This is a genomic window from Azonexus hydrophilus (assembly GCF_905120355.1).
In the GTDB taxonomy this organism is placed as follows: Bacteria; Pseudomonadota; Gammaproteobacteria; order Burkholderiales; family Rhodocyclaceae; genus Azonexus.
The window spans coordinates 1-13,922 of record NZ_CAJHOB010000012.1 but is presented as its reverse complement, the minus strand read 5'-3'; the positions used below and the strand labels follow the sequence as shown (position 1 = coordinate 13,922).

Genomic DNA, 13,922 nt, shown 5'->3' with positions numbered 1-13,922 from the left:
CCATCAACCCACTCTACTTCTGACCGCTGCCAGAAGTGGGGAGATTACCCCCTTCCTGTAGATTATCGCTCCAAGCCATAGTACTCGTTGAAATATCGCACCAACCGAGTCGTTTCATCAGCAGTCAACTGCTCGACACCGCGCAGGTCACGATAGCTATGCATGCGCGTCAGGCTTGGCGTCCAATCACTGCGCCGCGAAAGCAGCAGGCGGCGGCTATCGTGGCAAATCAGACACTTCTGCTCGACGAGTTTCTCGGTGCCCTTGCCGTCCGGCTTGAAACGACCATTCCTGACTTCCTCGGCACGCTTCGCATCCATCTCGGCCTTGGCAGCAATACGCGCGCCGAATTGCACGTAGCAAACCTCGCCTTCCTTCACTTCGCGCTCGTCCTTGCGTTCATCGATGCTTACCAAATGTTCAACGTATTCGCCGTTCCTCGTCAGGCGATTGATGTTGTAGTTGTAGAACTCCGAGAACACCACATCACCTTTACGCGTCACCAGCAAGGCCATGGTGGTATCACCGTTTTCCGGTCGGTCAAGATAGGTCACGTCCCCATTCGGGGCAATGCGACCTAAGCGACTTTTCTCGTCGCCAGTGAACCAAAGCGTGCCATCCGGTGCCGCTGCCATTTGTTGAATGTAAGTTTTTCCCGGAAGACGCTGTTCCACGACTCTCTCTCCAGAGAACACACGACCAAGTATTCCCCGACAATGGTCAGAAAAAGCAAGCCCCCCGCCTGCATCGCGCGTCAACCAACTAGGGCAGCTATTTTTCCACGTCTCGACGATGGTCCACTGGCCAGAACGTGACAACCTCGCCAATTGCCCCTCCGGACTCCCCTCCTTGCCGCCAGGAATAAGCAACGTGACCCAAGCTTCATCACGCGGCCCCAATACGACAGAGGTCGGCCAACCTGCTGGAGTCGGATAAATATGCAGGTTGCCTTTGGTATCGATTCGCCCGATTGCAGCAACACGATGATTGCCATGACTGGCGTGGTCACCGTGTTCCTTGCCGTTTTCATTGCCCGCCATCTGGTTAAACCATACCTCACCACGGCTGTCGACTTTCACGGAAATCGGATGACCATTTGGTACGGGAAACTCAACGATGCTCCCATCTTTGTCCAGCCGACCGATCTTGGCCGCATCCGACTCGACGAACCAGACGTTGCCCTTGGCATCCACGGTCACGGACGATGGTTCAGCAGCCGGAGTCGGCAGCTTGTGCGCAATGACCGCTCCATCCGGCGCCAAGCGAGAAACTGAATTGTTGTCGCCCTCGGTGAACCAAATGCCGCCATCCATGTCTTCGGCAAATTGGTAGGAGCCAAAGGGGCGGCAGGCAGAAGCCGGAAGGGAAAGAGCGCCGAGCAGAACTGCTGTCATTAAAATGACGATTGTTGCTTTCATGCTTAAGTACCTCCATCAGTAACGCAAGATCAGTTCGCCGCGCAGAATGCGTGGCTCACCGTGCCAGAAGAACCCTTGGACGTAATCACGGTTGGTCGCGTTGTCCAGGGCAAGAGTGAGTTCCCACCACGGCCGCCGCCAGGTAGCAGCCAGATCGAGTACGGCATAACCTGCTTTTTTCCAGCGGTAACCCCGGCCATCGACGACGGTGTTCGCGTCATCGGTGAAGGCACTACCGACCGCCCGCAGTTTCATTCGCACGGCAAACCCGGCTGATGGCTCGTAAGTAAAAGAGAGATTTGCCTTGTGGCGCGGCATGTCTGGGAGTTCGTTACCGACCACTGACGGATCTGCTTCGTTTTTCAGGACACGGGTTCGGTTATAGGTGTAGTTCGCTGCCAACGACCAGCCATTCGCCATGCGCCGTGACCAGTTCGCTTCCACTCCCCGCGCTACCACTTCACCGACATTCTGCGGCTGGGAAACGTTGGGCATGCCGTAACTGACGATACGTGTAGCAATCTTGTCTTGCCAGCGTGTGGCGAAGAGTGTAAGTCCCCAATCGCCAGTCGGACCGGTATGTGCCAGCCCCAAATCAGCGGTCGCGGACATCTCGGGCTTCAGACCAGGATTAGCCAGCGTGACGCTACCAGCACTGACGTAGCCGTTGTAGAGTTGGGATGCCTGCGGCGGCGAAAAACCACTACCAAGGCTACCACGCAACCGGGTTCCATCCCCCAACGGCCAGGAGAGAGCGATCTTCGGGCTGGTCGCGGATTTCAGCGCACCTCCCCCTTCCGTTGTCTGCGCTGGCGGTCCAGCGTTGTAGACCCGCGATGACAGATAGCGCTGCAAGTCGCGACGCAGGCCCAGTTCCAGGCGGCCTGCGCCGACCGGGAACTCCGCAGAAGCAAATAACGCCTCCTTGCGGATAGTCGAGTCAGCCGACATTTTTTCCAAATGCGTCGCGTAATCAGCATTGGCGAAATTCTCCGCAAGATGAACGCGGTTGATGCCACTGCGTACGCTCCAAGTACGGTCGCGCATGCTTGCGGCAAGGGTCAACTCCCTCTGACGGTAACTGCTGACCAACCGATTTTGCGGAGCCAGGCCCACCGCGTCGACGCCGGTGCCACGGTCGCGCACGCCGGTTGTTTCGTAGCGTTCCTCACCAAGAGAGGCTTCGACCGCAAATCTATCGAATACCTGCCAAGTCATCTGGGCGCGAATATTGTCGGTTCGCCAATCGAAAGCCCAACTCGGGCGGCCGAAGAAAGACCAGCCATCAGTACGCTTGATGTTCAACGAAGCTTCCAGACTGCGGCCACGCCAACCGAATTTGCCATCAATCAACTGCGTCTTGCCGCGTTCATCGGCAACGGTAATCTGGTAGGGGAAGGGGGAGTCCGGTACGGTACGGAAGCCGTTGTCGACCTTGTCTTCCGCCATCAGCGACCAACCAAACCGGCCATTTTCTCCGCCACCAGCAATACGGGTGAAGCGACCATTGCGTGAATCGATACCCTGAGTCAGGTTACCGTGCACGCGGTGGGCGCCACGCGTGGTGATAGCAATGGCGCCCCCCATGGCTTCGGCACCGAAACGGGCCGAAGCAGCTCCCCGTAAGATCTCGATCTGCTCGACCTGTTCGGGACGCAACCGGGAAAATTCGGTGGACGAAGAGGCGAAGCCGTCGACGAAGACGGCGATACCCTTCACGCCGCGCATGGTGATAACGCTGTTGCTCACGTCCAGCCCGACGCGGGCTCGCAACATTTCCATCACATCCGCTGGTTTTTCACGTGCAATGTCGGCGGCGGTGATGAGTGAAATATCCTCCCCGCTACTTGCCCAGACAGCGCTCGCAAGAAACAGTATTGACCACCCACCGTTTCTTACCATGTGAAATTACTCAGGCGATGAGCCATTGTCCGATCTGCCACAGGGTGGTCTCGTTCATGCGCCCCCGCTGGCCGTATTCGCCTTCATGACCGTAGCAGTAGGCGCATTTAAGGTTGCACTCCTGCGACACGAACAGGTAGAGCCCCCAGACCTTGTCGGAGATGTCCCCGGGCGCCCGCAGTTTCCTGGCAGGCGGCGCCTTGCGGCAATAATCATCCATAAAGGCGGCAGCCTCTCGGGCCCGTTCACCTGCCGCACCCAGGGCTACGGACTCGCCTGCTTCCAGTTGCTGCAAGGCTGCTCCCGTCTCTGCATCCACCTTGAACAGGGCGACCGGCTGGGTCAGAAAAAGGTAGTGCTGGTCGCCCCTGGCGAATACGTGGAAGTCCTGACGCTGAATCATCGTGATGCTCCTGTAATGGGATGCCCGGCCATTTCGGGCTTTACTTCCTAAAGAACAGTTACTGCCTTACAGGGATCAGCGCTTCGGTCCACAACCACACATGTTGCCGCCTCGGGTACCACAGCAAACACAGGCGGTCAGTTCTTCACATGCTTCATTGCAGTCTTCGAGAGCTTCAAAAACGATTTCTTCGATTTGCATGATGGATCCCTTGATTCAAGAAAGAACTACGTTGTGAAATGGCCGGACAAAAAGGGGGGGGCGGAGTTGACGCCTAGAAGCGGGCAGACAAACCAAGCCAGACATTGCGGCGATCCGCGTACTCGTACTGCTGTTCGCGGTAGTGCCGGTCGAAGAGGTTGTTGATCGCCAGGCTGAGTTCGGCCTTGCGCATCAGGCTCAGTCCGGGCAGTTGCCAGCCGATCTTGGCGTCGGCGACGAAATGGGCGGGATTGCGGGCGACAGCGGTGTTACGATCGTTGAAGTAGTAGTCGTCCACATAACGACCCGAGACCCGGATATAAAATTGACCGGAGGGAGCATAGGTCACACCGAGGTTGAATTTATGTGGCGCAATCCGCTGCACCCTTTTGCCTTCGGTCAATGGGTCGCTGGGGTTTTTCTTGATGCGCGAATCCGTATAGCTGTAGTTAGCATAGGGATGCCAGTTACCCAGCCGCCCCTCCACGGCCAGTTCCAGCCCATCTACCTCCACCTTGCCAATGTTCTGGAACTGCCAACGATTGCCAACTCGGATGGAAGAAATTTTGTCCTCGTAGTCAGTATGGAACAGAGCAGCCCGTATCGACCAGTTCCCCTGGAGATGATTGGCACCAACCTCATAAGAAGTCGAGGTTTCCGGATCCAGCCCTGGGTTGTCGAGCCAGTTGGCATTGCTGCGGAACTTCAGGAAATTGAGCGCTGGCACATAGGCCGTGCCAGCGGTCACATAGAGCGATGAATTTTCATTCAATTTGTAGCGGACGCCCAGACGCGGATTAAAAACACTGTCACTGGAGTTCTTGCCGGTAGGGCGGCCATCCTGCGTATCCCCGTGGAATTTGAAATGATCCCAGCGTCCGCCAGCGAAGAGCGTCAAAGCATCAGAGAAATGGTGTTCATCTTGCAGGAAGATGCCGCTCAGGCGACTCTTTGAGACGCTCTTGCCACCGCCCCCAAAGATCACATCTTCCCAACGCGAAGTGTATTTCCCGACGTTGTAGGTATAACCCAGAGTCAGGGTATTGGCCGCATGCAGGCGCAGGTCTGCCTGCAAGTCGAAATAGTCGCTATCTTCGACACGATCATCCACTTCTGCCAGAATCAGGCTACCGGCATTGCCATTGACTTGTTCGTCGTCGAAAAGAATATGAGTCTTCTGACGAGTATGGCGATAGCGGACTTTAAAGGCACTTCCGCTGTCTGTCTCGTAGCGGTACCCCAGATCGTAGCTCTCGGATTCGTTATCGAATCGGTAATTAGAATGCCCTCCCAGCCAGTCGGAGCTGCCATCGCCACTGCGAGCAACCAAGGTCAATTCCTGATTATCAGTCGGCCGCAAACCTATCGTCAGGCCCATTTTCCTCTGCTTACCCTCCCGAGAAGACAAATCCCTTGAACCCCAGGGATCAGCATCGCGCTGAGGTTTATAGCCGTCAGTTTGGTAATTGCTCGCGGAAAGGCGAAAGTCAATCACATCCCAGACTCCACCTATAGCTCCTGCAAGCTGAGTGGCTCCATGGGAGCCTGCACCCAGATTGATCTCGGCCCCCGGAGCCCCCTGCCAACGTTTCGGAATGAAGTTCACTACACCCCCAACTGCACTGGGACCGTAGAGAGCCGAGGCAGGCCCCCTCAGAATTTCCACCCGCTCCAAATCCTGTAACCCCAGGGAATGCATACCCAGATGGATCCCTGCCACCGGCGATTCGATGGGCATGCCGTCAATAAGCATCTGACTGGTCGAACCACCAAATGAACCGCCCACACCACGTAAAGTCACGTTAGGAAGGGAGGCTGGAGAACCGTAGCCGAGCACGTCCACCCCTTCGACATTACGCAACAAATCAGCCACATGCTGCGGTTGCTGAATTGCGATATCCCGACTATCGATCACTGTAACGCTGCTGGGCACTTCATCTACCCGTCGCTCCGTCCGCGTCGCCGTAACCACCGTTTCCGACAGCACACTGTCGTTCGCTGGTCTGGAAACATCTGCTATCACGTAATTGCGCTCGCCTTCCCGCCGAAATTTCAGGCCACTGCCGGCAAGTAGTTGCTCAAGCGCCATCTCGACGCTCATCTCGCCTTTGACCGCCGCCCCCTGGGCAGCGCCAACGGTTTCCGGCGTAAATACCAGTTGTACGCCGGCCTGACTGGCTACAGCGCGCAAGGCCGAGGACAGCGGCTGCTCGGGAACGTCGAAACTGGCGGAAGGACCGGCCCAAGCCGGGGTGGCCCACAGTACCGTAATCAATAAAGTGGTGGCGATTGTGTTCCGCCCCCCGGCGGTCAACTTGCTTCGAAACATGTTTTCTCCCTGGATCAATGAATGCGAGGCAAAAAGCGCCCTCTACCCATACAGACGAAATTTTTCCCCCCTCCCCTATGTCCGCTTACGCTAGTGCGACAACGTGCCGCACTAGCACAGGGGGAACAAGCATTACGATCCAGCCATGTCTGACGTCACCGATTCCGTTACCTCTTCTGCCGAGACGCTACTGCCAGAGCTCTATCGAGAGCATTTCGGCGTAGTACGCACTTTTCTCGCCCGCAGGCTGGGATGCCCGGAGGCCGGGCGAGAGGCTGCCCAGGACATCTTTCTGCGCCTCCTGTTGCATCCACTGAGCGTTCCGATTGTGAATCCCCGAGGTTTTCTGCTGCGCGCGGCGCACAACCTTGCCGTTGATCTTATGCGTGCCCAACGCATACGGCCGACCATCGAACCCATTGAGGACTACGAAAGCGTACTAGTTGATCCGGTGTCCGATCCGGCGCGTATTGCCGAAGCACGCCAACGCCTGCGAGTCTTGGCAAACGGCATCGACACCTTGCCGGCACGATGTCGCGAAGTGTTTTTCCTGCATCGTTTCGAAGGGTTGACACAAACTGAGATATCTTTCCGACTCGGCATATCGGTCAAGGCAGTAGAGGCCAATTTTGCCCGCGCCATACTGTATTTGCGCCGTCTTTGGTCGACCTGAGCGTGTATTGCTTTTGACAGCCACCTGTGCCATGTCGGAAAATTCCACGCATGCCAGTTGCTTCTTCGCCACACACCACGAATTCTCCTGTCGACGAACGCATCCAGGAGGAAGCTGCGTTGTGGTTTGCGCGCTTGCGCGGCGACGAGGTTTCCGATTCCGAACATGCCGACTTCGCCGCCTGGCTCAGCGCCGATGCACGTCATCGCAGTGAATATGACGCTTTCCAGCGCATGTGGGATGCATCTGCCGAGCTTCGCCCAACAAAGCCCCGGCGAAGGCAGGTATTGCGGACGCTGTCCGGACTTGCCGGCATCACATTGATCAGTGGCTGGGTCAGTCTGGGATGGCTCGATGGTCAAATGGCAACCGATTCGGGCGAATTGAGGCATGTAACGCTAGCTGATGGCAGCATTCTAGACGTGGCTCCGGAAACGCGCCTATGGGTGAAATTCGATACTGAACGGCGTCGTATCGAACTCGACAAGGGACGGATCGTCGTCGCGGTCGCCAGCGACCGCTCGCGCCCCTTTGAAGTAGCCACCGACGCAGGCGTGATCCGAGACATCGGTACCCGCTTTGAAGTCGATGTCGACGAGGTTCGGACACGCGTCTCCGTGGCCGAAGGCATGGTCGAGATCGACCTTCCCTCTTCCAATACGCCGCCGCACAGAGTCGGTGCTGGCGAAATGACCGAATTTAACGCGCGGAACATATCCAATGCCCGCCCGGTAGATACGACTGCACTAGCCTGGGCAACCGGGCAGCTCCTGTTCGATGCCGCGCCGCTGGCGGCGGTCGTGGAGGAATTAAACCGCTACCGCAAAACCCCGATCAAACTCTCTGATCCGCCATTGGAGAGCATACGTATCAGCGGCGTGTTCCTGATTGACGACGAAAACATGGCGCTGCAGGCACTCCAACAAGTCGCGGGAGTGGAGTTCGTTACAAAATCGGGAAAAGTTGAGATCAGACAGAAACTGGAGCAACAGAACTGATCGGCGCACAAGCTGACACCAGCCACCTGCACCGGTTTTATTTGACCGCGCTTTACCGATTTGTTCCCGGCACAATGAACCGCTGATTCCATCGGTAAAGACCAGTCACTCCCGGTGCGACCGCAATCGGGATAGGGGGCAGCCATTGTAGACTGCGCCCCTGCCACACCACCCGGCATGCGGGCCCGCACCGGGCGGTTGGAATGGTTGAGGTGGTACGCAGGCAAACCCTCCCGCACACTCCCGGTTTCGCCAGTTCGAGTTCAGCAAGATTGGTTATCTCGCTGCCAGACCATTGAGGGCTTCACCCACCCTGAATATATGGCGAGCTCCAGGTTAGTGAACATCTGGGACTCCCCGCTCTCGAAAACTCGGTAGCCACTCCCCCATTCCTTCGGCCCTTCGCCCCAAACAGGCAACCACCATGGCCTCTGCTAACTTCTCGCTCCGCTTCACAGCACCTTCTATCCGATTCTTGTTCATCGGCTCGCAGATTACGTTCCACGCCGCCCACGGAATCCTTTGCACAGGATTCCAGCTGCGGCAGCGCAACGCATGCGTTGCGAAACCCTGCCTCGCCCTCCCCACGCTCGGTCAGCCTCACGCAGTTGGGCGGGACTTACACCCGCAGGAGTGCGCCCATGCTGGGCGCACAAAACAAAAAAACGCCCAAAAGGCGCTTTTTTGCAAAACTTCTGGCGGAGACGGAGGGATTCGAACCCTCGATGCAGGTTTTGCCCGCATGCTCCCTTAGCAGGGGAGTGTAAAATAGCTTAACCACAAGGATTATCGACGCACTAAAAATTTAATGGCACAATTTTGGCACAACACAACTTCCGAGTGTGCCATGGCGACGATTACCAAACGAGGCGAATACAGCTGGCGTGTGCAGGTCAGACGCAAAGGTCAGCCACCAATGTTCAAAACCTTCAACTACAAAAGCGATGCCGAGAAATGGGCGCGCCAGATGGAGGCCGAACTGGATCGAGGTCTATATTTGCCACGCCGGGAAGCAGAAAAAACCACCTTTGAAGAACTGGCCGAACGTTTCAAGGCCGAATTCGCCCCCCACCACTATCGAGGCAATGGCTGGAAATACAAGTTGCAACATTTGATAGCGGCATTTGGCAAATATTCGCTAGCCGCCATCACATCAGCGCTGGTGGCAAGTTACCGCGATGAACGTCTGCAACAGCCTGATCCACGTTTTCGTAGCGATCCCAAGGCTGCGCCTCGTGTGTCTCCGGCAACGGTCAAGACTGAAATTGACTTGTTGTCCAAGGTGCTTGATGTCGGCAGCAAGGAATTTGGCATTACCCTACCCAATGGCAATCCGGTCAAAGGGGTACGCAAACCACAAGGCGGGCAAGGCAGGGAGAGGCGCCTACACGGCGACGAAGAGCAGCGTCTTTTGGCGGAGTGCGATACTTCGGGCAATCCTTGGCTGGGAGCAGCCGTTCGCCTGGCGATTGAAACCGCAATGCGACAGGGCGAACTGCTCGCCCTCAACTGGAAGCATGTCGATTTCAAACGACGCATTGCCCTTCTGCCCATGACCAAAAATGGCGAAGCTCGCACGATTCCGCTGTCGCCTGCCGCGCTAGCCGTGTTGCAAGGCTTGCCGACAGCATTGACAGGAGAAGTCTTGCCTCTATCACGCATGACCTTGTACAAGGCCTTTGAGCGCGCCTGCCAACGAGCAGAAATCAGCGAACTGACGTTTCACGATTTGCGTCACGAAGCGCTTTCCCGCCTGGCGGAAAGAGGAGATTTTTCAGTACTCGAACTGGCCGCTGTCAGTGGGCACAAAAGCCTACAAGTCTTGAAACGCTATACCCACTTGCAAGCCGAGAAGCTTGCGGCGAAGTTGGCAATAGGCTAGTTGATGAGGGATCGCTGCTGGCAGCATGATTTTGGCTCGTTGGCCTCAGTATTTGGTGGCCTGTGGGGTGAAGTCGGGTAGCAATGTGGTGGTCGCCTGTCGCTCGACCGTCAGGCAACGGCGAACGACCACTCTTGCATCCTGCGAACTGGAGCCACTAACCTGTTGCCACCGCTGGCCAACGGCAGGTTTCTAAGTTGAGCAGTCGCACGATACTTCTGCTCACCGACAACTGATCGGCCTGAGCGGACGGTGAAGCCGTATTTCATGAACGACGGCTGGGCATCGGAATGCGGACATCATCCGCAACCAGACGTTCGTTCGCATTCGACGAATCGCTCACCTAAACGCGGGACTCTTGCGATTCCTTGCCGCTGGCGCGCTTTTGATCTGCCGCCGAGATGCGGTGCTATGCACTCACGATGCTCACGAGGTCGATTCAACACAGTGTGCGGTTGGGGCACAAGCCGACTTACAATCGTCCACTAGAGTGGAATATCACAGGATGTGCTGTGCCATCCGAGAAATTTTTAGGGAGTATTAGAAAATACAATGTTCGATCAACTTAAAGCGGATGTCATTCTTCTCACAGTCAACGCGCACGAACAAGCGCAGCTTCGCAAAGCACTGAAGGATAAAACTGGCTGCGATGGTGCTCCAGTGCAGGGGCCGAGCAACGAGATTTACTGGGACTACGGTGATTTGAACGGACAGAAGGTTGTCGTCGCCAAGTCTCTGATGGGCGCTACAGGAGACGGGGCATCATTCGATACTGTAAGCAATGCGGTTTCGGATTTTAGTCCCTTGGTAATAGTGGCTGTAGGTATTGCTTGGGGTGCGCGTGATGCTGACGGCCAGCAGATCGGTGACGTGCTTATCTCGACTCAAATCCGAGATGCCCAACACCACAAGGTGACTGATGGAGGGACCCACTTACGAGGAGACGTCTCGTCTGCCCGTGGCACTTTAATTAAGACTTTCTCTACTGCTGCGGAAATCAGCGGTAAACGCGTGCACGAAGGGCTGCTTCTTTCCATCGAAACTTTATTTGACAGCTTAGATGCGCGCACTGCGATTCTGAAAGCGGAGCCCACGGCTGTTGGTGGAGAAATGGAGGGCAGTGGCCTCCTCAGGGCACTTAAGAGAGTAGAACATACCGTTGATTGGATCATCGTTAAAGGTATCTGTGACTGGGGATACAAGAAAAACGTCGATCGCGCGGAGAAAGAGCGAAACCAAGAGCATGCTGCGCGCGAAGCTGCTGACCTTTGCGTAGCTACAATTTCCCGATTCCGACTGACTCGCAATTCGTCGCCTAGCAGGGATAGCAGCAGAAGCCTCCGAGCAGGCCACCTTGATCAAAATAGTAATTTGCTTGAAGTCGACCGGGGGGAGGCGAAGCCCGAACGGGGGATTCGAAGCACCGTTGATGCATATATTGCAAAGAACTCTAGTCTGACCATCGAAGTGGGCTATCCATTAGTCCGACGAGACTGGAATACGAATGTCATCTTTGAGTTTTATCTCTTGACCGATGAACTTGGGGGGACACGACAATTCCTGTATTTTCATGAGGAAGCAAGCCAGAGCGCTACTCACCAATATCTCATCAATAATCAGATCGTTTCAAAAGAATCTAACCTCGTCATTTTGACGGAGAAACCAGCAAGTGTTCTAGACGTCGAGAAGAGAAAAAACAATCTTCGCGCCCAGTTTGGGACGCCGACCGTCTATTTCATTGATGAATTTGGTAGTCAGTTTCTTTATCGTGACCACATTAAAGAATTCATCCCATTTACCTTGCCCGTCTACATCGAGGGCTCAGCAGAAACTTCGGCATCGACTCAATCTGCATCCGCTTTGCAAGAGCTGAAGAAATGGTACAAATTTGAAGCTAACCCTCTTTTGATCGTCAAGGGCCATGGTGGCATAGGTAAAACGACCCTCGTCAAGAAATTTCTAAATGAAATTTACAAAGAAAATAGCGAGGTCGGCATTCTATTTATCGATTCTCATGAAATCATCGGAGAGTTAGAGAAACGATCACGACTGAAGAAAAAAATCGACGACGTATATGACTTCTACCATGCACAACATGAAAGGCATTCGGTAGACGACACGCCGCTGTCGAAGGACCTATTATCGCTTTCGGTGGACAATGGTAGCCTCGTGATCGTTCTTGATGGCATCGATGAGGTCATCGCGAAACTCGGGCAAAAATTTGACAGCATCAGCTTCATCAACTCCATTTCTACCGGGTACTCGACCAATCTGAAGCGTGCCAAGATCTTGATTACTTGTCGCGACTATTTCTGGGACTCGAGACAGCACACTGCCCCTGTTGAGCACCTAGATTTGCAACCCTTCACTAGAGTCATGGCGGAGGATTTTTTCCGCCAGTCGGTCGAGGCTGGAAAAATCGATCGCGCGATGGCGACTGCCGACAAACTCGCACTGCGCAACAAGCAGCTACAAGATGAGATCTATATCCCATACATCCTTGACCTGATTGTTTATCTCATCAAGCGACGCCCCGACTCTCCCGCAAATGGGGACTTAAATGCGCTACCTGGCCCGAAAAGGCTGCTCAATTTTGAGCTATCCAATGACTTTCTGGTAGCAAATGTCTGCCATCGTGAAATCATAAAACTGGACAGTTTGTCGGTGGCAACGCAAATTGCGTTTTTCGCGGAACTGTCGGTTGCCGAGGAAGGAGAGATATCTATTTATGATGTGAAAAACGTTCTCGCGAAGGTATCCGGCCAAGGTGCAGAGCTTGAGGCAGATGAGATTCAGCGGTTGCAAGGTCATCCGTTGCTAGCGTTGCGCAATGATCGACTAGCCTTCCGATATGACTTTTTCAATGAATATTTCAAAGCACTCTTTGCGGTTGACTATTTCCTAACGTGTTCAATAGACGCTTTGGACTGGAAAATGATCAATATTGCCGCAGACTACTTGCGTTTTGATAGCGAATTCGTCAAATCAATTTGTGACCGCATAAGTTTGAATGATGAACTTTTTCTGTTCCTTTCAGAAACGATTGAGGCGATTCAGTTCAGCAACCCAACGCTGAAAGAGAAAGATGAAACTCTTCAGCAGAGGGCGTGCTCTGGCGTATTTTCGCTTTATCTGAGCTTGCTGAGAAATTCTAAAAATAAATTTGACATGAGTCTCTGCACAGAGGCGATGAACGATTTCTTCAAGGAAAAGAATATCGTGAGCAGGCTGTCTCTTATCAATGTTGGAAGCAATTCTGCAACTAAGCCAATATTTGATTTTCGCGGCCTTCGTCTAGAAAATTGCCACTTCGAGCGGTTTGATTTCTTTTGGGAATGCTCCATCGACGAATTTACCCGCTTTGAGGAATGTACGTTCAACCTCCTTGAACCAAGAAAAGGCGTCAATCCGACTTTTTATCCAAAGACATTCTCGAACACCTGCAACACTTCTGGCATCGCTCACATTATTGCCAAGAGAGAAGAGTCTGCTGAGAGACGAACAGATGAAGTCCGAGCAGGCCTAACCAAGATGTTCAACCTCTTTCTGTCGAGAGGCAACTTCTACCCTCAGAAACAAGAGTTCATCAAGGGCAAGCCGTTCTCAGGAGCATATCTCCCCACGCTGCTAAAGGGCAAAGTGATCGAAGAGTATGTTGACCCCAAAAAGCCGACACTGAATCAATACCGCGTCACGGCTGAATATGTGGCAATTCTGAAACATATTGAGCAAGGTACGCCGTCTGTTGAGTTTGATCGAGTGCTTCAACTGTTCTCTCGATAGTTCAAGAACTGCACCTAGGGATTCTCTGAACAACCCGTTGTTTTTGCGGAGGCTGTCATAAAGAGGATGAAAAACAGAGGGTTTTCGACGGTCGACCGTGAAATTTCGGAGTTTTCCCCGGTATTTCCCACTTCACGGACGTACCTCGCCCAGCAGAGGCAGCAATCGCCTGCGCACCAGCCACAGATTGGCCAGCGCAAACAGCGTTACGATCTGCCCCCCCGAGTTCGACAGTTCATCCCCCCAAACGGCCATTTTGGAGAAGTTTCCCACGCAGCCCCCCTGGGTCAGAATAGTTGTCGCTTCGATAGAATCTTGAATTGAGGGGCGATA

Annotated in this window: 8 protein-coding genes and 1 pseudogene; 4 read left to right on the top strand and 5 right to left on the bottom strand. The window is 54.4% G+C overall.

Going from position 1 to position 13,922, the window contains the following annotated elements; all coding sequences use genetic code 11:
- Positions 1-62 precede the first annotated feature (62 nt).
- From JYJ39_RS10385 to JYJ39_RS10370, 4 genes are all read right to left on the bottom strand, one after another.
- On the bottom strand, positions 63-1,418 hold the full coding sequence (locus tag JYJ39_RS10385; RefSeq protein WP_205204150.1) for a virginiamycin B lyase family protein: 1,356 nt from the start codon (positions 1,416-1,418) through the stop codon (positions 63-65).
- Between the two features lie 15 nt (positions 1,419-1,433).
- Positions 1,434-3,320, bottom strand: coding sequence for a TonB-dependent receptor plug domain-containing protein (locus JYJ39_RS10380; protein WP_205204149.1), 1,887 nt, complete (start codon positions 3,318-3,320; stop codon positions 1,434-1,436).
- 10 nt (positions 3,321-3,330) lie between these two features.
- Entirely contained in the window at positions 3,331-3,723 is a 393-nt protein-coding gene (locus tag JYJ39_RS10375; RefSeq protein ID WP_205204148.1) for a hypothetical protein, read from the bottom strand.
- 274 nt (positions 3,724-3,997) lie between these two features.
- Positions 3,998-6,253, bottom strand: a complete 2,256-nt coding sequence (locus JYJ39_RS10370) for a TonB-dependent receptor domain-containing protein (RefSeq protein WP_205204147.1) — start codon at positions 6,251-6,253, stop codon at positions 3,998-4,000.
- Positions 6,254-6,398: 145 nt separating this feature from the next.
- Here JYJ39_RS10370 and JYJ39_RS10365 point away from each other — a divergent pair, with 145 nt between their 5' ends.
- The 4 genes from JYJ39_RS10365 to JYJ39_RS10350 all read left to right on the top strand — a co-directional run bounded on the left by JYJ39_RS10365 (position 6,399) and on the right by JYJ39_RS10350 (position 13,589).
- Complete coding sequence (locus JYJ39_RS10365) at positions 6,399-6,926, top strand: RNA polymerase sigma factor (protein WP_205204146.1); 528 nt, start codon at positions 6,399-6,401, stop codon at positions 6,924-6,926.
- Positions 6,927-6,976: 50 nt separating this feature from the next.
- Positions 6,977-7,924, top strand: a complete 948-nt coding sequence (locus JYJ39_RS10360) for a FecR family protein (RefSeq protein WP_205204145.1) — start codon at positions 6,977-6,979, stop codon at positions 7,922-7,924.
- An 847-nt stretch (positions 7,925-8,771) separates the two neighbouring features.
- On the top strand, positions 8,772-9,806 hold the full coding sequence (locus JYJ39_RS10355) for an integrase (RefSeq protein WP_205204143.1): 1,035 nt from the start codon (positions 8,772-8,774) through the stop codon (positions 9,804-9,806).
- Positions 9,807-10,358: 552 nt separating this feature from the next.
- Positions 10,359-13,589: an NACHT domain-containing protein gene (locus JYJ39_RS10350; RefSeq protein WP_205204142.1), complete on the top strand. Its 3,231-nt coding sequence runs from the start codon at positions 10,359-10,361 to the stop codon at positions 13,587-13,589.
- 132 nt (positions 13,590-13,721) lie between these two features.
- On the opposite strand, the pseudogene JYJ39_RS10345 reads toward JYJ39_RS10350, so the two are convergent.
- Positions 13,722-13,922 (bottom strand): annotated as a pseudogene (locus JYJ39_RS10345) (hypothetical protein); the annotation flags it as partial.

Bases quoted from the DNA above. Each gene is read 5' to 3' on its own strand.
- JYJ39_RS10385 (WP_205204150.1), bottom strand. From the start codon at position 1,418: ATGAAAGCAACAATCGTCATTTTAATGACAGCAGTTCTGCTCGGCGCT.
- JYJ39_RS10380 (WP_205204149.1), bottom strand. From the start codon at position 3,320: ATGGTAAGAAACGGTGGGTGGTCAATACTGTTTCTTGCGAGCGCTGTC.
- JYJ39_RS10375 (WP_205204148.1), bottom strand. From the start codon at position 3,723: ATGATTCAGCGTCAGGACTTCCACGTATTCGCCAGGGGCGACCAGCAC.
- JYJ39_RS10370 (WP_205204147.1), bottom strand. From the start codon at position 6,253: ATGTTTCGAAGCAAGTTGACCGCCGGGGGGCGGAACACAATCGCCACC.
- JYJ39_RS10365 (WP_205204146.1), top strand. From the start codon at position 6,399: ATGTCTGACGTCACCGATTCCGTTACCTCTTCTGCCGAGACGCTACTG.
- JYJ39_RS10360 (WP_205204145.1), top strand. From the start codon at position 6,977: ATGCCAGTTGCTTCTTCGCCACACACCACGAATTCTCCTGTCGACGAA.
- JYJ39_RS10355 (WP_205204143.1), top strand. From the start codon at position 8,772: ATGGCGACGATTACCAAACGAGGCGAATACAGCTGGCGTGTGCAGGTC.
- JYJ39_RS10350 (WP_205204142.1), top strand. From the start codon at position 10,359: ATGTTCGATCAACTTAAAGCGGATGTCATTCTTCTCACAGTCAACGCG.